21 protein-coding genes are annotated in these 24,339 nt (G+C 72.4%); 9 read left to right on the top strand and 12 right to left on the bottom strand.

Annotated features, from left to right (window positions below):
- Positions 1-110 precede the first annotated feature (110 nt).
- Positions 111-701, top strand: a complete 591-nt coding sequence (locus OO62_RS10645) for a hypothetical protein (RefSeq protein WP_033267062.1) — start codon at positions 111-113, stop codon at positions 699-701.
- Positions 698-2,044: a carotenoid oxygenase family protein gene (locus OO62_RS10650; protein ID WP_033267063.1), complete on the top strand. Its 1,347-nt coding sequence runs from the start codon at positions 698-700 to the stop codon at positions 2,042-2,044. Before OO62_RS10645 ends, OO62_RS10650 begins: the two co-directional genes overlap by 4 nt.
- Positions 2,045-2,131: 87 nt before the next feature.
- Here OO62_RS10650 and OO62_RS41670 read toward each other — a convergent pair whose 3' ends face one another.
- The 4 genes from OO62_RS41670 to OO62_RS10670 all read right to left on the bottom strand — a co-directional run bounded on the left by OO62_RS41670 (position 2,132) and on the right by OO62_RS10670 (position 7,236).
- On the bottom strand, positions 2,132-3,343 hold the full coding sequence (locus tag OO62_RS41670) for a MerR family transcriptional regulator (RefSeq protein WP_063738996.1): 1,212 nt from the start codon (positions 3,341-3,343) through the stop codon (positions 2,132-2,134).
- 14 nt (positions 3,344-3,357) lie between these two features.
- Positions 3,358-4,293, bottom strand: a complete 936-nt coding sequence (locus OO62_RS10660) for a metal-dependent hydrolase (RefSeq protein WP_051732967.1) — start codon at positions 4,291-4,293, stop codon at positions 3,358-3,360.
- Between the two features lie 223 nt (positions 4,294-4,516).
- Positions 4,517-6,247, bottom strand: coding sequence for an SDR family oxidoreductase (locus OO62_RS10665; protein ID WP_033267065.1), 1,731 nt, complete (start codon positions 6,245-6,247; stop codon positions 4,517-4,519).
- Between the two features lie 122 nt (positions 6,248-6,369).
- Complete coding sequence (locus OO62_RS10670) at positions 6,370-7,236, bottom strand: M24 family metallopeptidase (RefSeq protein ID WP_033267066.1); 867 nt, start codon at positions 7,234-7,236, stop codon at positions 6,370-6,372.
- Positions 7,237-7,513: 277 nt separating this feature from the next.
- Here OO62_RS10670 and OO62_RS10675 point away from each other — a divergent pair, with 277 nt between their 5' ends.
- From OO62_RS10675 to OO62_RS10690, 4 genes are read left to right on the top strand one after another with little or no spacing between them, the layout of a single operon-like run.
- Positions 7,514-8,563: an ABC transporter ATP-binding protein gene (locus OO62_RS10675; RefSeq protein ID WP_078617105.1), complete on the top strand. Its 1,050-nt coding sequence runs from the start codon at positions 7,514-7,516 to the stop codon at positions 8,561-8,563.
- Positions 8,553-9,473, top strand: a complete 921-nt coding sequence (locus tag OO62_RS10680) for an ABC transporter permease (protein WP_033267067.1) — start codon at positions 8,553-8,555, stop codon at positions 9,471-9,473. The genes OO62_RS10675 and OO62_RS10680 overlap by 11 nt, the downstream gene beginning before the upstream one ends.
- 49 nt (positions 9,474-9,522) lie before the next feature.
- Entirely contained in the window at positions 9,523-10,434 is a 912-nt protein-coding gene (locus OO62_RS10685) for an ABC transporter ATP-binding protein (protein WP_033267068.1), read from the top strand.
- 20 nt (positions 10,435-10,454) lie between these two features.
- Complete coding sequence (locus OO62_RS10690; protein WP_078617106.1) at positions 10,455-11,231, top strand: ABC transporter permease subunit; 777 nt, start codon at positions 10,455-10,457, stop codon at positions 11,229-11,231.
- Positions 11,232-11,324: 93 nt separating this feature from the next.
- Here OO62_RS10690 and mltG read toward each other — a convergent pair whose 3' ends face one another.
- The 5 genes from mltG to OO62_RS10715 all read right to left on the bottom strand — a co-directional run bounded on the left by mltG (position 11,325) and on the right by OO62_RS10715 (position 16,607).
- Positions 11,325-12,134, bottom strand: a complete 810-nt coding sequence (mltG, locus tag OO62_RS10695) for an endolytic transglycosylase MltG (RefSeq protein ID WP_051732989.1) — start codon at positions 12,132-12,134, stop codon at positions 11,325-11,327.
- Between the two features lie 236 nt (positions 12,135-12,370).
- Positions 12,371-13,633 (bottom strand): CynX/NimT family MFS transporter, encoded by a 1,263-nt coding sequence (locus tag OO62_RS10700; protein WP_033267069.1) that lies wholly within the window; start codon positions 13,631-13,633, stop codon positions 12,371-12,373.
- 306 nt (positions 13,634-13,939) lie between these two features.
- Positions 13,940-14,689: a FadR/GntR family transcriptional regulator gene (locus tag OO62_RS10705; protein WP_033267070.1), complete on the bottom strand. Its 750-nt coding sequence runs from the start codon at positions 14,687-14,689 to the stop codon at positions 13,940-13,942.
- A 160-nt stretch (positions 14,690-14,849) separates the two neighbouring features.
- A complete protein-coding gene (gene lysA / locus OO62_RS10710; RefSeq protein ID WP_078617108.1) occupies positions 14,850-16,271 on the bottom strand; it encodes a diaminopimelate decarboxylase in 1,422 nt (473 codons plus the stop codon).
- Positions 16,272-16,283: 12 nt separating this feature from the next.
- Positions 16,284-16,607: an SAV_915 family protein gene (locus OO62_RS10715; protein WP_033267071.1), complete on the bottom strand. Its 324-nt coding sequence runs from the start codon at positions 16,605-16,607 to the stop codon at positions 16,284-16,286.
- A gap of 287 nt (positions 16,608-16,894) precedes the next feature.
- Between OO62_RS10715 and OO62_RS10720 the strand changes: the two genes are divergently transcribed.
- Positions 16,895-17,824 carry a MerR family transcriptional regulator gene (locus tag OO62_RS10720; protein WP_033267072.1) on the top strand — a complete coding sequence of 310 codons (930 nt, stop codon included), beginning with the start codon at positions 16,895-16,897 and terminating at the stop codon, positions 17,822-17,824.
- A 121-nt stretch (positions 17,825-17,945) separates the two neighbouring features.
- Here the strand turns inward: OO62_RS10720 and OO62_RS10725 are convergent, their stop codons facing one another.
- Positions 17,946-19,520, bottom strand: coding sequence for an MFS transporter (locus OO62_RS10725; RefSeq protein WP_033267073.1), 1,575 nt, complete (start codon positions 19,518-19,520; stop codon positions 17,946-17,948).
- A 276-nt stretch (positions 19,521-19,796) separates the two neighbouring features.
- Between OO62_RS10725 and OO62_RS10730 the strand changes: the two genes are divergently transcribed.
- Both OO62_RS10730 and OO62_RS10735 read left to right on the top strand, forming a co-directional pair.
- Positions 19,797-20,834 carry an Lrp/AsnC family transcriptional regulator gene (locus OO62_RS10730; protein WP_033267074.1) on the top strand — a complete coding sequence of 346 codons (1,038 nt, stop codon included), beginning with the start codon at positions 19,797-19,799 and terminating at the stop codon, positions 20,832-20,834.
- Between the two features lie 32 nt (positions 20,835-20,866).
- Positions 20,867-21,547 (top strand): rhomboid-like protein, encoded by a 681-nt coding sequence (locus OO62_RS10735; RefSeq protein WP_051732990.1) that lies wholly within the window; start codon positions 20,867-20,869, stop codon positions 21,545-21,547.
- Between the two features lie 276 nt (positions 21,548-21,823).
- On the opposite strand, the gene OO62_RS10740 is transcribed toward OO62_RS10735, so the two are convergent.
- Entirely contained in the window at positions 21,824-22,654 is an 831-nt protein-coding gene (locus tag OO62_RS10740; RefSeq protein WP_033267075.1) for an HAD family hydrolase, read from the bottom strand.
- On the bottom strand, positions 22,651-23,940 hold the full coding sequence (serS, locus tag OO62_RS10745) for a serine--tRNA ligase (protein WP_033267076.1): 1,290 nt from the start codon (positions 23,938-23,940) through the stop codon (positions 22,651-22,653). The genes OO62_RS10740 and serS overlap by 4 nt, the downstream gene beginning before the upstream one ends.
- Positions 23,941-24,339: the final 399 nt, after the last annotated feature.

Consider the following 24,339-nt stretch of genomic DNA (forward strand, 5'->3'; position numbering starts at 1 on the left):
TTTACCTTCCACTGTTGACATGTCAAAGGTGGAGGTTCTAAGTTCGACATGTCGAAATTGGAATGTGGCGGCGGGCGACGGATCCGAGGCCGCGAAGCAAAGGGGGAGTCATGAACTATCTGCGGGCGTTTATCCCGTGGCTGGTCTTCGCGGGGGTGTCCTCGGCCGGCTGGCAGTGGGGCGCACTCGCCGGTCTGGTGGTCTCGGTCGTCCTGCTCGTCGCCGACCGCGCCGCGGGACTGACCGTCGACTACCGCCTGCTGGAGTACGGCTCGATCGTGTTCTTCGCGGCGCTCACCGCGCTGGCCTTCGCCCGCCCCGACAGCGTCCTCCAGATGTACGGCAGTGCGCTCTCGATGGGCTGGCTGGCGCTCATCGCCTGGGCGTCGATCGCCGTCCGGCGGCCCTTCACGATGGGGATCGCGCGGCGGATGGCACCGCCGGAGGTCTGGGAGACCCCGCTCTTCCGCCGCATCAACGTCGTGCTCACGGCCGCGTGGGCGCTGTCCTTCACCCTCTGCGCGATCGCCCAGGCAGTGGCCGCCGCCTACGCCGTGAACGTGATCTTCTCGATCCTCATCCAGGTCGCCGGGTTCATCCTTCCCGCCCGCTTCACCGCCTCCTACCCGGAGCGGGCCCGCGCCCGCTTCATGGCGCAGGCCGGTGCGCGGACCGACATCCAGGGAGGTCTGGCGTCATGACCACCACCTCGTCCGCCACTCCGTCCGAGTCCACCGCCCCCGCACCGCACATGGCCGGCAACTTCGCGCCGGTCGCGGAGGAGCTGACCGCCTACGACCTCCCGGTCACCGGCACGATCCCGCCTGAGCTCAGCGGCTGGTTCCTGCGCAACGGCCCCAACCCGAAGGACGCCGCGTCGCCCCACTGGTTCTTCGGTGACGGCATGGTCCACGGCCTGCGCCTGGAGGGCGGCCGGGCCGTCTCGTACCGCAACCGCTGGGTACGTACCGCCACCTTCACCGACGGGCTGCCCGGCCGGGACGCACAGGGCCGCCGCAACCTCGCGGCGGGCGCGGCCAACACCCACGTCGTCCGGCACGCCGGCCGCACCTTCGCCCTGGTCGAGTCCTCGCTTCCCTACGAGATCGACTGCCGCCCCGGCCATGAGCTGGAGACCGTCGGCGCCTACGACTTCGGCGGCCGGCTCGCCACCGCCATGACCGCCCACCCCAAGACCTGCCCGACCACCGGTGAGCTGCACTTCTTCGGCTACGACGTCGCTCCGCCGTACCTCACCTACCACCGGGCCGATGCGTCGGGCGAGCTGGTGGTCAGTCGTCCGGTCGACATGCCGGCGTCCACGATGATGCACGACTTCCATCTGACCGCCGGCCATGTCGTCTTCATGGACCTCCCGCTGGTCTTCGACCGCAACCACCCCGGCATGCCGTACCGCTGGGACCCGGCGCACGGAGCCCGGCTGGGCGTGCTGCGCCGTGACGATCCGCACGGCGAGGTCCGCTGGCTGCCCCTCGACCCCTGCTACGTCTTCCATGCGCTGAACGCCCATGACGACGGCGACGACCGCATCGTCCTCTACGTCTCGCGCTACGCCGACTTCGGTGGCGCGACCCCGCCCTGCCTGTGGCGCTGGACGATCGATCTCACCGCCGGCACGGTCACCGAGGAACAACTCGACGACCACCCGTGCGAGTTCCCGCGGGTGGACGACCGCCTCGCCGGCCGGCCGGCCCGCTTCGGCCATGCCACCGCAGGCGAGCTGCCCGGTTCCGGCCCCGTACCGGGGGCCCTGCTCCGCTATGACCTGCAGACCGGGTCGGTCGTACGTCATGACTTCGGGCCGGGCCGCACGCCGGGCGAGGCGGCCTTTGCTCCGGCGGACGACCTCCCCGGCGGCCGGGGCTGGTTGATGACCTACGTCTACGACGCGCGGACCGATACCAGTGATCTGGTCGTCCTCGACGCGGAGGACATATCCGCCGGCCCCGTCGCCACGGTCCGTCTTCCGCAGCGGGTGCCTTACGGCTTCCACGGCAACTGGCTTCCGGACCCGGCGAGTTGACCGGCCAGGACGTGCGCGGGCGCGTCCGCCCGAACCTTGACAACACCACAGAGCGGACAGCGGGGCGAGGGCGAGGACGGGGAGGTGCTACCCCTGGGACCTCTGGGGGCCCTCCGCGGGATCCGACCGGGGCGATCTGCGGGGGCTGCCCGAGGCCAGTGCGTCCAGGGTGCGGGCCTGCACCTCCCGTCGGGCGGCGGCGGTGATGAACGCTGCGGTGTGCTCGGCGCCCACCAGGGCCCGCACGGCCTCAACGGTCTCGGCGGGGAGCACCACCGCCTCCGAGGCCGTAGCTCCCGGGGCCGTAGCTCCCGGGGCCGTAGCTCCCGGGGCCGTAGCTCCCGGGGTGGTGGCCTCCGGCGCGGTCGTCGCCGGGCCGGTCGCGGTACGGGGGTCCGCGATCTGCCCGGGGGCGGGCCAGGGCTGGTGGACGCCGGCAGCCCGCTCGGCCTTCGGGGCCTTCGCCCCGACCGCGCCCTGCGGCTCCGGCCCCATCGCCGAGGCCGTCCGCCGGTCCGCCGGGAGCGCCTCGTTGAGGTGCTGGCGCAGGTAGCGGGTGGCCAAGGTGCGCATGGCACGGGCGAGTTCGGCGTCGATGGTCTGCTGGGCCAGCGGGCGCAGCCGGCGTACGAGGGCGGCGGCCTCCGCGGCCTCCGCCTCGGTCGGCGGGTGGTCCAGGAACGGCTGGAAGACGTGCTCGGTGGTGAAATCCAGGAAGCGGGCGGCGATGTGCTCCACCTGGCCGCGCACCTCCCGCAGGTGCCCGGAGATCGCCAGGAGCGGCACACCGGCGGAGTGCAGTTCGGCGGCGACCGCGAGTTCCTGCGGGCTGGGCACCAGGAACTCGTCGTCGCGGTCGGGGAGGCGTTCCAGGACGCCCAGCTCGACGGCCTCGGCGACCGCCGATTCGTCGGAGGTGCCCCCGAAGGCCGCGTCCAGGTCGGCGCGGCTGATGCGGGACGCCTTCTCGTCGGTCCAGGGGCCGTCGATCTCGGCGACCAGCCCCAGTACGCCGCCGAGGTCGAGGCCGGCGTCCCACGCCTGGAGGAGTTCCTTGATGCTGGCGAGGGTGTAGCCGCGGTCGAGCAGATCGGCGATCTGGCGCAGCCGCGCGAGATGGGCGTCGCCGTAGACGTTCGCGCGGCCGCGGCGTTCGGGGCGGGGGAGCAGCCCGCGGTCCTGGTAGGCGCGGATCGTGCGGACCGTGGCGCCGCTGAGGTGGGCCAGGTCCTCGATGCGGTATTCGGCCGGGCGGGGTGCGGTGGGCGGCGGCTGCTCGGTCACTGTCGTGCTCCTCACGAGATGGCCGCGGGCTACGAGACGGCCGCGCGGCCCACCGCGCCCGCCGCGGCCCGCGCGGCCGGGGAGGACGCCAGGTAGGCGACGGCCGTGCGCAGCGACCCTTCCTGGGAGGGATGGTACGACCGCCGCAGATACCGCGGTATTGCCGCTCCCAGCTCACGCCACGTGGGCAGCAGCCCCCGGCGCACGGCGCGGTTGTGTGCGCGCAGCGAGTAGCGGGAGGGGGCGGCGAGCTGCGGATCGTGCCGCAGGAGGTAGGCCGCGCCCCAGCCCCAGAGGTACAGCAGCACGGGTGCCGTCACGGCCATGCCCAGGATCCGTCGGGCCCGGCGGGCGGGGTCCTCACCGCCGGTGTGCTGGTACATGTCGAAGGCGACGGCGCGGTGCTCGACCTCTTCGGCACCGTGCCAGCGCAGCAGATCGAGCATGACCGGGTCGGGCGCCGCGCGGTCGAGCCCGTCGGCGTCCAGCACCCAGTCGCCGAGCACCGCGGTGAACTGCTCGATGGCGGCGATGAGGGACAGCCGGAAGCGCAGCCACTCGCGCGCGGGAACGGGGGCGCCGAACGGCGGCTTGTCGCCCAGGAGGTGTTCGAAGAGGAAGTCGACGTGCCGGGTGTAGGGGCGGGTGTCCAGGCCCTGGTGGGCCAGATGGTCCAGGACGTAGGAGTGCTGGACGCTGTGCGTGGCCTCCTGCCCCATGAAGCCCTTGACGTCCTTGAGGAGCTGCTCGTCCCGGACCAGCGGGAGGGCCTCCTTGAAGACCTTGACGAACCAGCGCTCGCCGGCCGGCAGCAGCAGATGCAGCACGTTGATGACATGGGTGGCAGTGGGTTCGCCGGGTATCCACACCAGCGGTGTCTCCCGCCAGTCGAACGAGACCCGGCGCGGGGCGATCGGGTGCTGCGGTGGCTCCTGCCGTTCGGGGTGGGGGTGCGAGGTACTCATGCGCGGCTCCTGACGTGCGCAGGTGTCCTGGTACCGGTGGGTGCCCGGGCGCCCCGGGGTTCCCGGGCTCCCGCTGGCGGGTCGCTCGGGTCCGGCCTTCCGGAGCGGTTTCCCCGCGGGCGGGCGGAAGGAATGCGGCCCGCCCGCGGGGTATGCCGGCGTCGTCCGCCCGGGGGCGGCGATCACTGAGGGATGAGGGGGGAGCAGGTCCTATAGAGCGGGGTCAGAGCTTCGGCTCCATGCGGGCGAGGGCGCGCAGGGCCCGTGGGGCGAAGCGGGACAGCAGATGGGCACCGCGGGCCTCGGGGGTGACCGGCACCACCGCCTGGTTGCGTACCACCGCGCGCAGCACGGCGTCGGCGACCTTCTCCGGCGGGTAGTTCCGCAGCCCGTACATCCGCGCGGCCTTGGTCTGGCGGCGCTTCTCCTCCTCGGCGGAGACACCGGTGAAGCGGGCGGTGGCGGTGATGTTGGTGTTGACCAGCCCGGGGCAGATGGCGGAGACACCGATGCCCTGGCCGGCCAGCTCGGCGCGCAGGCACTCGCTCAGCATCAGCACCGCCGCCTTCGAGGTGCTGTAGGCGGGCAGCATCTTCGACGGCTGGAAGGCCGCGGCCGAGGCGGTGTTGACGATGTGGCCGCCCTGTCCGCGCTCGGCCATCCGCCGTCCGAAGGCCCGGCAGCCGTGGATGACGCCCCACAGGTTGACATCCAGGACTTTCTTCCAGTCCTCGGTGCTGGTCTCCAGGAAGGAACCGGACAGCCCGATGCCGGCGTTGTTCACCAGCACGTCGAGGGTGCCGTATTCGGTGTCGACCTTGTCGGCCAGCTTCTCCATCGCCGCCTCGTCCGAGACGTCGACGACCTCCGACCAGGCTTGAGGAGCACCGATCAGACGGGACATCTCGGCGGTCCGGGCCGCGCCCTCGGCGTCCCGGTCCACGGCGATGATCCGGGCACCGGCCTCGGCGAAGGCGAACGCCGTCGCCCGGCCGATGCCACTGGCCGCGCCGGTCACCAGCACCAGCTGGCCGCCGAACCGGTCCGCGTACGGGCCCCGGGTCGTGGCGTGCTTGGCCGGGTCGCCCTCTTCCTGGGTGGTGATGAACTCGGTGATCCAGGAGGTGAGTTGGTCGGGCCGGGTGCGGGGCACCCAGTGCTTGGCCGGGAGGGTGCGCCGTACCAGCCGGGGCGCCCACTGCTCCAGGTCGTCGTAGAGACGCTGGGAGAGGAAGGCATCCCCGGTGGGGGTGATGAGCTGGACCGGGCAGTGCGCATAGGCGTCGCTGCGAGGCCGGCGGAGCCTGGAGCGCACGTTGTCGCGGTAGAGCCAGGCACCGTGGGCGGCGTCCGTCGGCAGCGAGGCGGTGGGGTAGTCGCCGGCCGCGACCTTCTCCACCCGTTGCAGGATCTGCGGCCAGCGCTTGCCGAGTGGGCCCTTCCAGGCCAGTTCGGGGAGCACGGGGGTGTGCAGCATGTAGACGTACCAGGACTTGGCGCCCTGGTTGATGAGCTGGGCGGCACGGCGGGGAGTGGGGCGGGTCACCCGTCGCTTGATCCAGTGGCCGAAGTGGTCCAGCGACGGACCCGACATGGTGGTGAAGGAGGCGATCCGGCCCTCCGTCCGCGGCACGGTGGCGAACTCCCATGCCTGCACGGAACCCCAGTCGTGGCCGACGAGATGGACCGGGCGGGCGGGGCTGACGGCGTCGGCGACGGCCAGGAAGTCGTCCGTCAGCTTCTCCAGGGTGAAGCCGCCGCGCAGCGGCTGCGGGGCGGTGGACCGGCCGCAGCCCCGGACGTCGTAGAGGACCACGTGGAAGCGGTCGGCCAGGCCGCGGGCGACCTCCGACCACACTTCCTTGCTGTCCGGATAGCCGTGCACCAGCACCACGGTGGGGTGTGCCCGGTCCCCGAGCTCCGCCACGCACAGCTCGATGCCGCCGGTGCGCACCCAGCGTTCCGTAGCCCCCGCGAGCCCCGCGCCCGGCTCCCGCCCCGCGCCCTGTCCCGATCCCTCTCCCGATCCTTGCACCGGCCTCTGGTCCCGGCCCTTGTCCCGTCCACGTCCCGTGTTCACGCGGCCTTCTCCTCCTGCCAGCGCCGCACATGCGGCAGATCGTCGTCCAGCCAAAACGCGCTCTCCTGCGGGTCCTTGGAGTCCGTGACGACCAGGATCTCCTCGAACTTCGCGCCCGTGCCCCGGAATCCGAGGTGGGGTTCGACCGCCCACAGCCCCGGCTGCGGCGGGTGGTCGGAAAAGGTGTACGGGCTCCACAGCGGGGACCAGCCGTCGCGGTGGCCGTGCAGCGCGTCGGAGGCGAGGCCCTTGAGGGATTGGGTGCCGAACCCGAAGAGGGTGGGGGACCAGCGGCGCTGCCGGACCCGGTCGATCTTGTGGGCGATCACGCCGAAGGGGTAGGCGCGGTGCCGGTTGGCGTATCCCTGCCGCACCATCAGCCGGTCGACGTCCTCGTAGATCTCCCGCAGCGGGCGCCGCTCGCGCACCTCGCGCAGGATCAGCTCCCGGTGGGCTTCGAGGTCGGCGAGCAGCCGGTCGTGCACAGGGTTGAGCCCGAGGCAGCCGGAGTAGCCGATGTCGGCCGTGAAGCCGTTGTGGACGGGGGCCATGTCGAGGATGAAGGCCATCCCCGGTTCCAGCTCGCGGTTGGTGGGGAAGAACTGCAGCGGTATCCGGAAGTTGACGAAGGCGGTGCGGTCGCCGAACCAGGCGAACGGCAGGTGGAACCAGTCCCGCACCCCGCGCTCGCGCAGCCACTCGCGCTGCATCCGTGCCGCCGCGCGCTCGGTGACCCCGGGCTTGAGCTGGGCGGCGACCGCTTCCGCGCAGTCATAGGCGAGCCGCTGGACCTCTCTGAACCCCCTTAGCCCGGCGGTGAGTTCTCCGGCTCCTGCTGAGGTCGCTGAGGTGACTGAGGCCATCGCCAACCGTCCGTCCGTGAGCAGTTCATCGCGGTACGTGCCCGTAACTTGACACTGATGAATGTGACAATGACTGGCGGCTGCGTCAAGAGGTCCGCCAGCCCGGCTCCCCGCGCGGCACCCGCAACGCGCCCCACCCGGCACCTGCGGTGGCTTCCCGCCGGCACCCGCGCGGCACCCGCGACCCTGAGGGGCGGGCCGCTCGAAGCAGGAGAACCCCTACGGGCCGTAATACCGCAGGGGGACACACATCCCATCGTCTGGTCTGACGACCGATGTGGCGGGCGCCACTACCGTCGGAGACGTGACTGTGATCGTGACCGAAAGCCTGAGCAAGCGGTACCCGCGGGTGACCGCCTTGGACCGGCTCTCCGTTGACATCGCCCCCGGCGTAACCGGCCTGGTGGGTGCCAACGGCGCCGGCAAGTCCACCCTGATCAAGATCCTCCTCGGCCTGGCCCCGGCCACCGAGGGGACCGCCCACGTCCTGGGGCTGGACGTGACCAGGGACGGCGGCGCGATTCGTGAGCGGGTCGGCTACATGCCCGAGCACGACTGCCTGCCGCCGGACGTCTCCGCCACCGAGTTCGTCGTGCACATGGCCCGGATGTCCGGACTGCCGCCGACCGCCGCCCGGGAGCGCACCGCCGACACCCTGCGCCACGTCGGCCTCTACGAGGAGCGCTACCGCCCCATCGGCGGCTATTCGACGGGCATGAAGCAGCGGGTCAAGCTGGCCCAGGCGCTGGTCCACGACCCGCAGCTGGTGTTCCTCGACGAGCCCACCAACGGCCTGGACCCGGCCGGGCGGGACGAGATGCTCGGCTTGATCCGGCGCGTGCACACCGACTTCGGCATCTCCGTCCTGGTGACCTCCCACCTCCTCGGCGAGCTGGAGCGCACCTGCGACCACGTCGTCGTCATTGACGGCGGCAAGCTGCTGCGCTCCTCCTCCACCGACGAATTCACCCAGGTCACGACCTCACTCGCGGTCGAGGTCACGGACACCGACGCGCACCCGGACGGCACCGCGGCGCTGCGTACCGCCCTGGCCGATGCCGGCGTCGCCGTCACCACCGGCGCTCCCGGCTCCGAGAGCCTCGCCTCCGCCGGCCGGCTGCTGTACGTCGAGACGTCCGGTGACGACACCTACGACCTGGTGCGCGACACCGTCGCCGGGCTCGGGCTCGGCCTGGTCCGGATGGAACAGCGCCGCCACCAGATCGCCGAGGTCTTCCGCGACGCGGACGCCGCACAGACCACCCCGGCCGTCCCCGCCACTCCCGCCGCACCGACCCGGGAAGGAGGCGCCCACGATGTCGCCTGAGCCCACGACTCCCACGAGGTACGCCTCCCCCGCGCAGGGCGGGGCCTCCATCCACAACATCGGCTACCGCCACTACGACGGCCCCCGGCTGGGCCGCGCCTACGCCCGCCGGTCGCTCTTCTCCCAGAGCCTGCGCGGCGCCTACGGCCTGGGCCGCTCGGCCAAGAGCAAGGTGCTGCCGATGCTGCTCTTCGCGGTGATGTGCCTGCCCGCCGCGATCATGGTCGCGGTGACGGTGTTCACCAAGGCCGGCAGCCTGCCGGTCGGCTACACCCGCTACGCCGTCTACCTCCAGGCCGTCATCGGCCTCTATCTCGCGTCGCAGGCGCCGCAGTCCGTCTCCCGCGATCTGCGCTTCAAGACCGTGCCGCTGTACTTCTCCCGCCCCATCGAGCGCGGCGACTACGTGGCCTCGAAGTTCGCGGCGATGGCGAGCGCCCTGTTCCTCCTCACCGCCGCCCCGCTGCTGGTGCTCTACGTCGGCGCGCTGCTGGCGAAGCTGGACTTCCTCGACCAGACCAAGGGCTTCGCCCAGGGACTGGTCTGCGTGGCGCTGCTGTCGTTGCTGTTCGCCGGGATAGGTCTGGTGATCTCCGCGCTCACGCCCCGGCGGGGCTTCGGCGTCGCCGCCGTGATCGCGGTGCTGACCATTCCGTACGGCGCGGTGAGCGCGGTCCAGAACATCGCCTTCGTCCAGGGCAACGAGTCCGCCGTCGGCTGGCTGGGGCTGTTCTCCCCGATCACGCTCATCGACGGGGTGCAGTCGACCTTCCTCGGCGGCACCAGCTCCTTCCCCAACGGTCTGGCACCCACGACCGGAGCCGGTTTCGTCTACCTCCTCGTCACGCTGCTCGTCATCGCCGGCAGCTATGTCCTGCTGATGCGCCGCTACCGCAAGGCCGGCCTGTGACCGCCCGCCCGTCGCCCACCACCACCCCGCGAAGGAATGGGCCGCGCCCATGACAACTCTCTCGATCGACCACGTATCCCGCTGGTTCGGCAACGTCGTGGCAGTCAACGACATCACGATGACCATCGGCCCCGGCGTCACCGGCCTGCTCGGCCCCAACGGTGCCGGCAAGTCCACCCTGATCAACATGATGGGCGGCTTCCTCGCCCCCTCCAACGGCTCCGTCACCCTCGACGGGACGACGATCTGGCGCAACGCCGGTATCTACCGTCACATCGGCATCGTCCCCGAACGCGAGGCGATGTACGACTTCCTCACCGGGCGCGAATTCGTCGTGGCCAACGCGGAGTTGCACGGCCTCGGCCGCAAGGAGGCGGCCCGGGCGCTGGCCACCGTCGAGATGGAGTACGCCCAGGACCGCAAGATCTCCACGTACAGCAAGGGCATGCGGCAGCGCGTGAAGATGGCCTCCGCGCTGGTGCACGACCCCTCCGTGCTGCTGCTCGACGAGCCGTTCAACGGCATGGACCCGCGCCAGCGGATGCAGCTGATGGAGCTGCTGCGGCGGATGGGCGACCAGGGACGCACGGTGCTGTTCTCGTCGCACATCCTGGAGGAGGTCGAGCAACTCGCCTCGCACATCGAGGTGGTGGTGGCCGGCCGGCACGCCGCGTCCGGTGACTTCCGCAAGATCCGCCGCCTGATGACCGACCGCCCGCACCGCTACCTGGTCCGGTCGGACAACGACCGGGCGCTGGCCGGTGCGCTGATCGCCGACCCCTCGACGTCCGGCATCGAGGTCGACCTCGCCGAGGGCGCGCTGCGCATCCAGGCGGTCGACTTCGCCCGCTTCACCGCCCTCCTGCCCCGGGTCGCCCGCGACCACGGCATCCGCCTGCTGACGGTTTCACCCTCCGACGAATCGTTGGAATCCGTCTTCTCCTACCTCGTAGCGGCCTGAGGCCGAAAGGAGCCTGACGCATGTCCACGACCACTCCGACGGCACCGCCGGCGTCCGGCGCCGCCACCAAGGCCGCGCTGTTCCACCCGACCGTCGCCCGGCTCACCCACCGCGCCCTGCTCGGCCGGCGGCGCGCCATGATCCTCTTCGCGCTGCCCGCCCTCCTGGTGATCATCGCGGTGGCCGTCCGCACGCTGACCGGCGCCGATGACACCACCGCCGGCGCCATCCTGGGCACCTTCGCACTGGGCACGATGGTGCCGCTGATCGGCGTGATCGCCGGGACGGGCGCGATCGGCCCGGAGATCGACGACGGCTCGGTGGTCTACCTCCTGGCCAAGCCGGTGCCCCGGCCGACGATCATCATCACCAAGCTGCTGGTTGCGATCGGCGTCACGGTCGCCTTCTCGGCGATACCGATCCTGCTCGCCGGCTTCCTCCTCAACGGCAACAGCCAGCAGATAGCGGTGGGGTACGCGGTCGCCGCGGCGATCGCCTCGATCGCCTACAGCGCCCTGTTCCTGCTCTTCGGCACGATCACCCGGCACGCCGTGGTCTTCGGCCTGGTCTACGCCCTGGTCTGGGAGTCGCTCTTCGGCAACCTCGTCCCCGGCGCGCGCACCCTCAGCATCCAGCAGTGGGCGCTGGCCCTGGGCCAGAAGGCGGCGGCGGAGGGAGCGATCAGCTCCGACGTTCAACTGCCGCTCGCGGTCGGCCTGTTGGTGGCCCTCACGGCCGGTGCGACCTGGTACGCCTCGCGCCGCCTCAAGGCACTCACCCTGGCGGGCGAGGAGTAGGACCCGATGGGGCGGGGTGGCGGGCCCGGCGCGATCGAACGACATGCCCTGGACCGGACGCCCTGGACCGGAGTACCGGACCGGGGCCCCGGACTACGCGCCCCCGCCGCTCTGCTGCAGGTCGTTGAACTCCCGGACGTTGCGCAGATGCTCCTGGTAGTCGGCGGTGAAGCGGGTGTCGCCCGGCTTGACGGTGACGAAGTACAGCCAGTCGCCGGCAGGCGGGGCGCCGGCCGCCTTCAGCGCGTCCGCCCCGGGGTTGTCGATCGGGGTGGGCGGCAGGCCCGCGTACCGGTAGGTGTTGTACGGGCTCTTGGTCCGGGTGTCGGCGTGGCTGGTGTGGAGGGTGCTGCGGCCCAGCGCGTAGTTGATCGTCGAGTCCATCTGGAGCGGCATGTGCCGGGCGAGCCGGTTGGTGATGACCCGGGCCACCTTGCCCATGTCGGCCGGCCGGTCCGCCTCGGCCTGCACGATGCTGGCGATCACCACCGTCCGGTACGAGGTGATGTGATCGTCGGCGAGCCGCTGGTTCGCGGTCTTGACCATGTAGGACACCAGCGACACCGGAGTGGTGTCCGAGTCGAGCGGATACGTCGCCGGGAAGAGGTAGCCCTCCGGGTTGCCCTTGGCCTCGGCCGGCAGCGGGAGCCGCGCGCTCTTGGCGGCCTTCGCGGTGGAGCCGCTGGGCACATGCAGTGCCTTGTCGGCGGCGGCGTAGATCTGTCCGGCCCGCTGGCCTTCCGGGACCGTCAGCTTCTCCCCCGGCCCCGGCCCGCGCAGCAGTCGCGGCACGAGCACCACGGCTAGGACGACCAGGACAGCCAGCACGGCCACAAGAACGAGCCGGCCGGCGCGGGAGAACCGCGGACCCGGCCGGCGATCGGTGCGCTGCACGTCGCTCATGAGGGCACGGTAGGCCACGACGTGACGGGAGGCGGTCGGCCACCCCCGGATCGTTGCCGACGACGGCGAGCGTTCACCCCGTCGTCATAGCGCCCACACCTGCCCTCACCAGGGACAACACCGGGCCTGATCCGCGAGCCGCACCCGAGGCGCGTCCCCGCCCGCCCCGAGCGGCCGGCCCCGAGGCTCGCTCCCGCCCCGAGCCGCTGGCCCCGAGGCCCGTACGCGTCTGGCCGCTACGCCCGGCGCCCGTCCCCGATCCGTCGGTCGCGGCCCGCGCCCATGCCCAGCAGTGCGATTCCCGCGCACACGGCGAGCAGCAGCAGAAGGGGGACCGTCCAGCCGCCGGTGACCTGGTGGACGGCGCCGAGGACCAGCGGGCCGGCGGCCGCCAGCAGATAGCCGCCGGTCTGGGACATGCCCGAGAGGCGGGCGGCGGTGTGTGCGTCACCGGAGCGCAGCACCATCATCGTCAGGGCCAGCCCCAGCGCACCGCCCTGCCCGGTACCGAGCAGCGCCGCCCACAACCAGGCGCCCGCCACCGGCGCCAGCAGCAGCCCGGCCACACCACAGGCCATCAGGGCGGCCACCGTCACACCCAGCAGCCGCTGCCGCCGCATCCGCCCCGCGAGCATCGGCACCACGAACGAACCGGCCATCTGCACCAGCGTGCTGAAGGCGAAGACCAGGCCCGCCGCGGCCTTGTCCATCCCGTGGTCGGTGAAGATCGTCGGCATCCAGGCGATGGTCACGTACGCGATCAGGGACTGCGAGCCCATGAAGAGCGTGACCTGCCAGGCCAGCGGGGAGCGGCTCAGCTTCGGGCCGTCCTGCGGCGCGGGCACAGTGGTGGCCGCCGGCGTGCCGTGGCCGGTGCCGCGCCGGGTCAGCAACGCCTGCGGGACCCAGACCACCGCGGCGACGGCGGCCAGCAGCGACCAGGAGACCAGCGAACCCTGCCAGCCGCCGAGCGCGTTCTCCAGCGGGACCGCGGTGGCCGCCGAGACTGTGGCGCCCAGGATCATCGCCGTCGAGTACAGCGCCGTCATACCGGCGGCCCGCTCCGGGAAGTCGCGCTTGATCAGGCCCGGCATCAGCACGTTCAGCAGGGCTATGGACGCGCCGACCACCGCGCACCCGGCGAACAGCGCGACCACCGGCGGGGCGATCCGCAGCACGATCCCGCCGCACAGGGCCACCAGCGCCCCGCACAGCACCGCCTCGGTGCCCCAGCGGGCCGCCAGCTTCGGCGCGGCGATCGAACCCAGGCCCATGAAGATCAGCGGGATGGTGGTCACCAGGCTGCTGGCGGCCGCGGCGAGGTGGAAGTGCGCGCCGATCTCACCGAGCAGCGGGGAGACCCCGGCCAGCGCCGCCCGCATGTTGAGCGCGGCGAGCACGATCCCGGCCAGGAGCAGCGCGGGGTGCCCGGCCCGCAGCCGCCGTCGGGCCGCGGCGACCGGCGGCGCCGCAACCAGCTCCTCCTCGGCGTCGATCAAGGGCGCTTCGGACCAGGGTGCGTCGGACCGAGGTGCTTCCGGGCGCGGTGTTTCAGGCCGGGATGCTTCGAACCGGGGTGCTTCGGACCGGGGCAATGACATGCGTACGTACCTCATCAAAAGTGTTCGCGGGAGTCCGGGGGCTGCCGGACGGAGACGAGACGGGGAGGGACTGGGAGGCGACTGGAGAGGGACCGGTGAGGACTGGAGAGGACTGGAGAGGGACCGGTGAGGACCGGGAGGACCGGTGAGGACCGCTGAGGAACGTGGCCGGCCGTCAACCGCCAAGCCCCCCGGTCCCGTTCCCTAGTCGTGGTCGCTCGACGGTCCCGCGGCGCCCCACTGGGTTTCGACGCCCAGCAGCGCTTCGACGGCCCGTTTCGGCTTCTCCAGCAGGTCGCGGGTGGCGCGCTCCGCGGCCGCCGGGTCGCCCGCCTCGATCGCCTCCAGGACGGCACGGTGATCGCCGTGCACGATCTGCGGCATCGCCTGGTCGTCCAGCGCGCTGACCAGCGCCTCCCGCACCGAGCTGCTGAACCAGCCGTACGTCGCCGTCAGCGCCGTGTTGTGCGCGGCCTCGACGACGGCTTTGTGGAAGGCGATGTCGTGGTCGGCGTAGAGCTCCAGGCTGTCCGCGCGGGGCCGCCCGTCCGCGTCCGCCAGCTCGGCCTGGGCGTCCAGGGCCGCGCGCATCCGCTCCAGGTCGGCGGGCCGGTGCCGCCGCGCGGCCAGCCGGGCGGCCTCCGCCTCCAGCGCGATCCGCAGCTCCAGGACGTCGCGGATACCGGCCCGTTGGACGCCGCGCATCAGGTCGCCGGGGTCCGCGGTGGAGACGACGAACGTGCCCTCGCCCTGACGTGACCGCAGGAGCCCGGCGTGCACGAGCACCCGTACCGCCTCGCGGACGGTGTTCCGGCCGACCTGGAGCTGCTCGGCGAGTGCGTGCTCGCTGGGGATGCGGGAGCCCACCGGCCACTCCCCGCCGGACAGCTGGGACCGCAGGGCGTCGACGACGGTGTCCACGAGGGAGTGCCGCCCCGCTGCCTGCAATGCCATGTCCGGTTGCCCCGTTCCTGCGTCGTTTCCGCGTCGTACCTGCACCTTTTCACCAGTTGCCCGGTCATCCTACAACTGATGATTTCAGTGTACACGTAAACCTGGGGGGCCTGACCGGGCCAAGAAGGCGGGGCCCGGCCGGTCCCGGGCCCCGCCTGCCTCACAACCCGACGTCCCGCCCCTGGATGTCCGCCAGGGACTCCCGCCGTACGAGGACGCGCGCCCGGCCGTCGGCGACCGCGATGACCGGCGGGCGCCCCACGAGGTTGTAACCGGAGGCCATGGAGAGGTGGTACGCGCCGGCGACCGGTACGGCCAGCAGGTCTCCGGGCCGGATGTCGCCGGGCAGCTGGACATCGGTGGCGAGCACGTCACCGGCCTCGCAGTGCCGGCCGACGACGGTGAACGGCTCCGGCGCGGCGGGCGAGGCCCGGCCGACCAGCCGGGGCGCGTAGCGCACCCCGTACAGCGCGGGCCGCGGGTTGTCGCTCATCCCGCCGTCCACCGCCACGAACGCGTGCGCCCCGGTCCGCTTGACGGCCAGCACCCGGTACAGGACCACACCGGCCGGGCCCACGACGGCACGGCCGGGCTCGACGGCCAGCCGCGGCACCGGCAGTCCGGCCGCCGCACAGCCGCGCGCCAGCTCCACACGGATCCGGGTGCCCAGCGCGACGGTGTCGAGCGCGGGCTCGCCGGGGCGGTACGCCACGCCGTGACCACCGCCGAGGTCCAGCTCGGGCAGGGTGACGCCGTGCTGCTCACGGATCCGGGCGAGCAGGCCGACCAGCCGTCGGACGGCCGACAGATACGGCTTGACGGTGGTGATCTGGGAGCCCAAGTGGCAGTGCAGGCCGACCAGTTCGAGGCGCGGCTGGCTGAGCACCCGGGTGATGGCGTGCTGTGCGGAGCCGTCGGCGATCGACAGCCCGAACTTCTGGTCGTCGGTCCCCGTACGGATCTTGGCGTGACCGCCCGCGGCGATGCCCGGCACGACCCTGATCAGCACCTTCTGCCGGGTTTCCGCCGGGACCGCGGCGGCCAGCCGGGCGATCTCCGAGGTGGAGTCGATGACGATGCGGCCGACGCCGAACCGCAGTGCGGTCCGCAGGTCGGCCGGGCTCTTGGCGTTGCCGTGCAGCACGATCCGCTCGGCCGGGAAGCCGGTGGTCACGGCCAGCTCCAGCTCCCCGGCGGAGCAGACGTCCAGGCCGAGGCCCTCCTCCTGCACCCAGTGGACCAGGGCGCGGCACAGGAACGCCTTGGCCGCGTAGTAGACATCGGCGCCGGGAAAGGCGCGCAGGTAGGTGCGGCAGCGGTGGCGCACCTCGTCCTCGTCCAGGACGTAGGTGGGGGTGCCGAAGCGGTCGGCCAGCTCGGTGAGCGGCACCCCGGCCACCGCGACGTCACCGTGGGCGAGCGGTGCCGCGGAGGCGGGCCAGACGGACCGGACGGCGGTACGCGGGGCGGCGGCCCGCGCGGCCGGGGCGGGCGCCGGTGCAGGGGCGGGCGAGGCGGTCACGGCGGCGGCCGGCGGGGCCCCGGCCTCCTGCGCGGCCCGGGGCAGCGTGCTGTGGCTCATGAGCGTCACCCCTCACACGGCCCGTAGGTGCTGGTGCACGCGCGGCATCCGCGCCACCTCGGGCGTCAGCCGCGGGTCGGTCACCACGGTGGCCCCGACGGGTTCGGCCAGCGCGCGTAAGGCGGGCTCGGAGAGCCGGATCCAGGGCTGGCCGGCGCCGAGGGCCGCGGCCAGCCGCTGGGCGGAGGTGAAGCCGACGGCGGTACGGCCACCGAGCGGCGTGCGGAACAGACGGGCCGTACAGCCCGCGGGGCCCGACCGGACGGGGACGAACAAGGGCCCGGCCGGGACACGATCAGAGGGCTCGGGATCTTCCGCGTAGAGGTGGTGGGACACGGCGTTGCTCCTCGAACAGGACATCGGCCGCCCCGGACCGGTGGATGACGCTTGCGCCGGGGCTCGGCTCTGACGACGCTATGCCCGGGGAACGGGCCACTCCGCCGCTCGCTGACGCGTCATTGACGGGTTGTGGACGCTACTTGACGCGATGCTGCTGCCCGGTGGCCGATTGTGGGACGGCAGTGACAACGGGGCACCGCGGGCCCCTGTCCCCCGCCCGTGGACGGCGCCGCCGGACCGCGCTTGACCTTGACACTGTGGAAAGCACTCCACTGGGAGGCGTCATGTTCACCATCGGAGACTTCGCCCAGTACGGCCGCGTGTCGGCCCGCATGCTGCGGCACTACGACGCCATCGGGCTGCTGCGCCCGGCCCGCACCGACCCCGTCAGCGGCTACCGCTTCTACGAGGCGGCCCAGCTCGCCCGGCTCAACCGCATCATCGCCCTCAAGGACCTCGGATTCAGCCTCCAGCAGGTGGCGGCGATCCTGGCGGAGGAGCTGAGCGCCGAGGAGCTGCGCGGCATGTTGCGGCTGCGGCAGGCGGAGCTGGAGGCGGCGCTGACGGCGGCCGGTGCGCGGCTGGCGCAGGTCGAGGCGAGGCTCCGGACGATCGAGAGTGAGGGACGCATGTCTGCCGACGATGTGGTGGTCAAGCGCACCGGAACGGTTCTGCTCGCCGAGCTGCGCGGGGTCGCCGCCAGTTACGGGCCCGAGGACATCGGACCGGTGATCACGCCGCTCTACGCCGAGCTGTGCCGGCTGCTGGAGACCGTGGGGGTGACTCCGGCGGGGCCGGGACTGGCGTACTACGAGGACGTGGCGGGGGACGCCGGGGCGGGGGACGTGGCCGGAGCCGCGGCGAACGGGGAGGGCGGCGAGGGGGCCGTCGTCGTCCACGCGGGACTGGCGGTCACCTCGGAGGCGCTGGCCAAGGCGGGCGCCACGTACGACGGTTCGACCGGCCGCCCCGGCATCCCCGCCGCGACCGGCCTCGGCTTCGACGTCGTCACCCTGCCCGGCCTGGAGTGCGCGGCCACGGTGGTGCACCGCGGCCCGATGAGCCGGATCCTGCCGACCGCGCAGAACCTCGCGCACTGGATCGACGGCAACGGCTACCGCTCCGCCGGATACGCCCGCGAGCTGTACCTGGAATGCCCGCCGGACCAGGAGAAGTGGGTCACCGAGATCCAGGAACCCGTGGTCAAGGCATGAACAAAGCACAGGTCACGGCGTGAAACAGGGCCCGTGAAACAGACGCGCAGAGGGCGGGAACCGCCCCCTGCGCGCCACCACAACCGCCCCCTGCGCGCCACCCCACCCGGCCCCGCCCGGGCTACACCCCCGCCGGCGCCCCCGCACGGCCCGGCGCGGCCCCCGCGCCGCCGTCCGCCCCCGCACCGCGGTCGCCGCCCCCGGCCTGCCCCGCCCCGTCCGCGTCGCCGCCGCCACGCCGTACGACCACCAGCACCAGCAGCCCCGCGGCCAGCGCCATCACGCCGGAGATCAGCATGATGTGCGTCAGCCCGGTGACGTAACCCGCACCGACCGCCTCGCGGGAGGCGCCGGGCCCGAGACCGTGCAGCGCGTCGGCGAAGACCGTGCCGAGCAGGGCGATGCCCAGCGCGTAGCCCAGCTGCCGGAAGGTGTTGACCGCGCCGCTCGCCATGCCGGCCCGCTGCGGGGGCGCCGCGCCGAGCGCCGCCGAGACCAGGACCGGCATCGCCGTGCCGATGCCCAGCCCGCTCACCGCGAGCCCCGGCACCAGCGCCGCCCAGCCCGAGCCGTCGCCGAGCAGCGCGTACTGCAGCAGCGCACCGACGCCCACCAGCAACAGGCCGACACCGACCGGGAGTTGCGGCGCCATCCGCTGGAGGTGCCGGCCGCCCAGCGCGCCGACCAGCAGCGACATCAGCGCCATCGGCGTGACCGCCAGACCCGCCTGCACCGGACTCAGCCCGAGGACGTTCTGCACCCACAGCCCCACGAACGTCAGGTACGGGAATGCCGCCGCCTGCAGCAGCAGCGCCGCCGCCATCAGCACCGCGAACGACGGCCGCCGCAGCAGCCCCAGATCGAGCAGCGGCCGGCGCACCCGTCGCTCCACGACGAGGAACACCAGCAGCGCGAGCGCCGACCCCACCAGCGAGACCAGCGTGCCGCGCTCGGTCCAGCCCTGCTCACCGCCGCGCATCAGCCCGTACGTCAGCGCGCCCGCACAGGCCGTGAACGACGCGGCACCGGGCCAGTCGATGAGGGCCGCCGGGTTCCGCTTGACCGAGTTCGTCTTGACCGAGTTCGTCCGAGGGCGGGCGAGGTCGCCGTGCGACTCGCGGACCCACCGCAGCGTGATCCACACCGCGACCGCGGTCAGCGGCAGATTGACCAGGAAGATCGCCCGCCAGTCCGCGTACTCGGTGAGCACGCCGCCCAGTACGGGGCCGATCGCGGCCGCCGCGCCGCTGGTGCCGCCCCAGACACCGAACGCCACACCGCGGTCCCGGCCCTGGTAGGCAGCCATCAGCAGCGGGGTGTTGGTGGCGAACATCGCCGCCGCGCCCACGCCCTGGACGGCCCGGGCCGCGACCAGGAGGCCGGCGTCCGGGGCGAGTCCGCAGGCCAGCGAGGCGAGCGCGAACAGCGTCAGCCCGGCCACGTAGAGCCGGCGCCGCCCGAAGAGGTCCGCCGCCGAACCCGCGACCATCAGCAGGGCGGCCAGCGCCAGCGCGTAGATGTCCATCACCCACTGGAGCGAGGTGAAGGACGCGTGCAGCCCGTCGGCTATCCGGGGCAGCGCGGTGTTCACGATCGTCACATCGACCAGCAGCAGGAAGTTCCCGAGCGTCACGGCGACCAACGGCCACCACTTCCCGCCCGTTCGCCCTGCCGCCGTTCCGAGTGCGCTCTGCATGACCTGGTGTCCTCCGTTGTCGTGTCGTGTCGTGCCCGGCCGCCGTCCCGGGCACCCGAGGGGCCGAGTGGTCGAGGGCCGAGGGGCCGCGAAGAGGCGGAAGTGCGGAATTGCGCCATCGCGCTCGCACCACTGCGACGTCGCGCAAAAGCCACGGCGGCCGCCGTCGGGCGGCGGGTGCCGTGGGGTGTGGCTCCTACCGTCCGATGCCCGACCGGTCGCATTCCAGCCAGCTGGATCACCGCGGCGCAATCCGACACGCGCTAGCCTCGAACGGTGAAAACCGACGCGAAGGCCGCCAGTGGTGGCGACGGCTTCGACGCGCTCGACCGCCGGCTCGCCCACGCGCTCCAGCTCGACGGCCGGGCGCCGTTCAGCAGGATCGCGGCCGTGCTCGGCGTCTCCGACCAGACCGTCGCCCGGCGCTACAGCCGGCTCCGCACCAACGGCACGCTCAAAGTGCTGGGGCTGGCCGACGCCCGGGCGCTGGGCGAGGTCGAATGGATGGTCCGGGTGCAGTGCACACCGGAGGCCGCCGTGCCCGTCGCCGAGGCGCTGGCACGCCGCTCGGACACCTCCTGGGTCAGCCTGATGTCCGGCGGCACCGAGATCACCGCGGTCTGCCGCGCGGCCAGCAGCGAGCACAGCGACGCCCTGCTGCTCCAGAAGCTGCCGCGCACCCCGAGCGTCGTCGGCGTCACCGCGCACTGTCTGCTGCACGAGTTCTACGGCGGCCCGCGCGGCATCATCAGCAAGTCCGGTGCGCTGACCGACGAGGAGATCGCCCGGCTGAGCCCGCCGCAACGGGACCCGGAAGCGGAGCCGTTCGCGGCCCCGGTGCGGCTCGACGACGCAGACCGCCGGCTCTTCGACGCGCTCGCCCGCGACGGCCGCACGCCGCTGGCCGAACTCGCCGCCGTCACCGGCTGGTCGCCCACCACCGTCCGCCGCCGCCTCGCCGAACTGCGCGCGGCCGGGGTGCTGTACTACGACATCGACTACGACCTGCGGCAGTACGGATACGGCGTGATGGTCGCCCTGTGGCTGTCCGTCGCACCCGCCGAACTCGCCGCCACCGGCGAGGCGTTGGCGGCACACCCGGAGGTCGCCTTCGCCGGCGCCACCACCGGGCCGAACAACCTTTTCGCGTCCGTGCTGTGCCGGGACGTCGGCGCGCTCTACACGTATCTGACGACCCGCGTGGCGGCGCTGCCCGGCGTACGGACGATGGAGAGCGCGCCCCGCATCCGGCAGGTCAAGGGACCGGGGCCGCTGACCGTCACCGCGCCGGCCGGCCCGGGACGGCGCCGGTGAGCCCCCGGCCGGTCCCGGCGCCGGGCTCCCTGATGGAGCCGCCGCGCCGCGGGCAGCCCTGGTGGTCCGGCCGCAACCCGCTGGTCTGGGTGCGCGACTGGGTGCGTTCGACGCCCGGCACCCACATCTGGCTGCTGGTCATCGGCGTCACGAGCCTGGTGATCGCCTCCGCCTCCGAGGGCCTGGAACAATTCCTCGTCCACCGCACCAGCAGCAACATCCACGAACTGAACGAGCATCCGCTGCCGTCGCTGCTCATCAGCGGCTTCTGGATCGAACGCCCGGCGTCGTTCCTGCTCTACGTGGTGATGTTCGAGCTGCTGCACGCCAACGTGGAGCGCTGGGTGGGGACGTGGCGCTGGCTGCTGACCGTCGGCGGCGCGCACATCGCCGCCACCCTGGCCAGCCAGGAACTGGTGCTGCTGGCTATCGAGGGCCACCGGCTGCCGCGCTCGATGACCCATGTCGTGGACATCGGCGTCTCCTACGGGCTGGCCGCGGCCGCCGGTCTGCTGACCTACCGGCTGCTGCCGCCCTGGCGCTACGGCTACCTCGTCGCGGTGCTGGTCTTCTTCGGCATCCCCCTGACCACCGGCGCGACCTTCACCGACTTCGGCCATGCCATCGCACTGACCATGGGCTTCGCGGCCTGGCCCCTGACCCCGGCGGCCGCCGCCGGGGCGGTGGAGGAGGAGGCTGAGGGAGAGCCCTAGGGCGGGGGCGAACACATCCCGTAGGGGGCACGAGGCCCCCTGCGGGGCCACAACGTGGGGGCGGGGGCGGGGTATTCCCGTGGTGGGCACCCCGCGACAGGCCCCCGCGAAAGGCACCCCCGCAGGAAACCCTGCGACAGTCACCCCCGCGACAGTCACCCGGTACCGGTACCGGTTTCGGGCCAACGTCGGCCACAGCGCAACGGGTGGCCGGGGCGGAATCGCGCCCCGGCCTGTTCCCTCGGCCCGGTCCGGTTGGGCTCGGTTCGGTTCGGCTCAGAGGCCGTACAGGCGCTCCAGTACGGCCGCGATGCCGTCGTCCTCGTTGGAGGTGGTGACCTCGTCCGCGACGGCCTTCAGCTCGTCGTGGGCGTTGGCCATGGCCACGCCGTGCGCGGCCCAGGCGAACATCGGGATGTCGTTGGGCATGTCGCCGAAGGCCACCGTCTGCTTGGCGGTCAGGCCCAGGCGGCGGGCGGCCAGCGACAGGCCGGTGGCCTTCGTCAGGCCCAGCGGCAGCAGCTCGACGATGCCCTCACCGGCCATCGTCACGCCCACCAGATCACCGGCCACCTGGCGCGCGGCGAGCGCCAGCGCGTCGTCGTCCAGCGTCGGGTGCTGGAGGTAGACCTTGTTGAGCGGGGCCGCCCACAGCTCGCCGGGGTCGTCGATCATGACGTTCGGCAGCGGGCCCTCGTGGACCCGGTAGCCGGGGCCGACCAGCACCTCGCCCTCCAGGCCGTCCCGGCTCGCCGCCAGGAACAGCGGGCCGACCTCCGCCTCGATCTTGGACAGCGCGAGCCCGGCCAGCTGGCGGTCGAGCGTCACCGACGTCAGGAGGCGGTGCTCACCGGCGTGGTAGACCTGCCCGCCCTGGCCGCACACCGCGAGGCCGTCGTAGTCGAGGGCGTCGAGGATGTGCCGGGTCCAGGGCACCGCACGGCCGGTGACGACGATGTGCGCCGCGCCCGCCGCGGTGGCCGCGGCGAGCGCCTGACGGGTGCGCTCGGAGACGGTGTCGTCCGGACGCAGCAGCGTGCCGTCGAGATCCGTCGCGATGAGCGTGTACGGCAGCGGCGGGACGGCCGCCGGAGCTGGTGCGCTCACTTGGCGAGGGGCTCCAGGATCTCCCGTCCGCCCAGGTAGGGGCGGAGCATCTCGGGGACGCGCACGGAGCCGTCCGCCTGCTGGTGGTTCTCGAAGATCGCCACGATGGTGCGCGGAACGGCGCAGAGCGTGCCGTTGAGCGTCGCGAGCGGCCGCACCTTCTGCTTGCCGTCGACGGATTCGCGCATCCGGACCGACAGCCGGCGCGCCTGGAACTCGTCGCAGTTCGAGGCCGAGGTCAGCTCGCGGTACTTGCCCTGGGTGGGGATCCACGCCTCGCAGTCGAACTTGCGGGAGGCCGAGGAGCCGAGGTCACCGGTGGCGACGTCGATCACCTGGAACGGCAGCTCCAGACCGGTCAGCCACTGCTTCTCCCAGTCGAGCAGCCGCTGGTGCTCGGCCTGCGCGTCCTCCGGTGCGACGTACGAGAACATCTCGACCTTGTCGAACTGGTGGACCCGGAAGATGCCGCGGGTGTCCTTGCCGTACGTGCCGGCCTCGCGGCGGAAGCACGGGGAGAAACCGGCGTAGCGCAGCGGCAGCTGGCTCGCGTCGACGATCTCGTCCATGTGGTACGCGGCGAGCGGGACCTCGGAGGTGCCGACCAGGTAGTAGTCGTCCTTCTCCAGGTGGTAGACGTTCTCGGCGGCCTGGCCGAGGAAGCCGGTGCCCTCCATGGCGTGCGGACGCACCAGCGCGGGGGTCAGCATCGGGATGAAGCCGGCCTCGGTGGCCTGGGCGATGGCGGCGTTGACGAGGGCGAGCTCCAGCAGCGCGCCGATGCCCGTCAGGTAGTAGAAGCGCGAGCCGGAGACCTTGGCGGCGCGCTCCACGTCGATGGCGCCGAGCGCCTGGCCGATCTCCAGGTGGTCCTTGGGCTCGAAGCCCTCGGTGGTGAAGTCGCGGATCGTGCCGTGCGTCTCCAGGACCCGGAAGTCCTCCTCGCCGCCGACGGGGACGTCGGGGTGGACGAGGTTGCCGAGCTTCAGCAGCAGCTGCTGGGTCTCGTCCTTGGCCTCGTCCTGGGCGGCGTCGGCGGCCTTGACGGCGGCGGCGAGCTCGCCGGCCTTCTTCAGCAGCTCGGCCTTCTCGTCGCCGGCGGCCTTGGGGATGAGCTTGCCGAGCGCCTTCTGCTCGGCACGCAGCTCGTCGAAGCGGACGCTGGACGACCTGCGCCGCTCGTCGGCGGAGAGAAGCGCGTCGACGAGGTCGACGTCCTCTCCACGGACGCGCTGGGACGCGCGCACACGGTCGGGGTCCTCACGGAGCAGGCGAAGGTCAATCACACCCCCAGGCTACCGGGGCCGCGCCCCGCCCCTCGACGCGATATTCTCCACCAAATCGCTTTGCCCGTTTTGCGCGGTTTATCCCACGGTGGGGCGGGGCCGGTGAAGAGGGTGTCGAGACGGTGGGAAGTGGAGTGGGGGATAGGGGAGAAGTGGAGACGGGGAAGGGGGGCGCGGGCGCGCGGAACGGAATTCCGGATGTCCGCGATGGGGCTTTCGCGGGGGCCGGCGCCGGGTGATCCACTATGGGGAGAGCGGGAGTTGGGCCGCTGGTTTTCCCCGGACATCCCCCGGTTGTCCACAGGGGCCGAGGGTTCCCGGATTCTTATCCACAGGCTGTGTGTGAGATCTGTGGAAGTCGGAGCCGATCATTCCGCTCCCGAAATGCTCGACTATGGA

It is taken from the genome of Streptomyces lydicus (genome assembly GCF_000717345.1).
GTDB lineage: Bacteria > Actinomycetota > Actinomycetes > Streptomycetales > Streptomycetaceae > Streptomyces > Streptomyces lydicus.

Excerpts from the sequence above, each read along its gene's own strand:
- OO62_RS10645 (WP_033267062.1), top strand. The coding sequence starts at position 111 with ATGAACTATCTGCGGGCGTTTATCCCGTGGCTGGTCTTCGCGGGGGTG.
- OO62_RS10705 (WP_033267070.1), bottom strand. The coding sequence starts at position 14,689 with ATGGCATTGCAGGCAGCGGGGCGGCACTCCCTCGTGGACACCGTCGTC.
- mltG (WP_051732989.1), bottom strand. The coding sequence starts at position 12,134 with ATGAGCGACGTGCAGCGCACCGATCGCCGGCCGGGTCCGCGGTTCTCC.
- OO62_RS10660 (WP_051732967.1), bottom strand. The coding sequence starts at position 4,293 with ATGAGTACCTCGCACCCCCACCCCGAACGGCAGGAGCCACCGCAGCAC.
- lysA (WP_078617108.1), bottom strand. The coding sequence starts at position 16,271 with ATGAGCCACAGCACGCTGCCCCGGGCCGCGCAGGAGGCCGGGGCCCCG.
- OO62_RS10680 (WP_033267067.1), top strand. The coding sequence starts at position 8,553 with ATGTCGCCTGAGCCCACGACTCCCACGAGGTACGCCTCCCCCGCGCAG.
- OO62_RS10685 (WP_033267068.1), top strand. The coding sequence starts at position 9,523 with ATGACAACTCTCTCGATCGACCACGTATCCCGCTGGTTCGGCAACGTC.
- OO62_RS10720 (WP_033267072.1), top strand. The coding sequence starts at position 16,895 with ATGTTCACCATCGGAGACTTCGCCCAGTACGGCCGCGTGTCGGCCCGC.
- OO62_RS10690 (WP_078617106.1), top strand. The coding sequence starts at position 10,455 with ATGTCCACGACCACTCCGACGGCACCGCCGGCGTCCGGCGCCGCCACC.
- OO62_RS10735 (WP_051732990.1), top strand. The coding sequence starts at position 20,867 with ATGGAGCCGCCGCGCCGCGGGCAGCCCTGGTGGTCCGGCCGCAACCCG.
- OO62_RS10725 (WP_033267073.1), bottom strand. The coding sequence starts at position 19,520 with ATGCAGAGCGCACTCGGAACGGCGGCAGGGCGAACGGGCGGGAAGTGG.
- OO62_RS10670 (WP_033267066.1), bottom strand. The coding sequence starts at position 7,236 with ATGGCCTCAGTCACCTCAGCGACCTCAGCAGGAGCCGGAGAACTCACC.
- OO62_RS10650 (WP_033267063.1), top strand. The coding sequence starts at position 698 with ATGACCACCACCTCGTCCGCCACTCCGTCCGAGTCCACCGCCCCCGCA.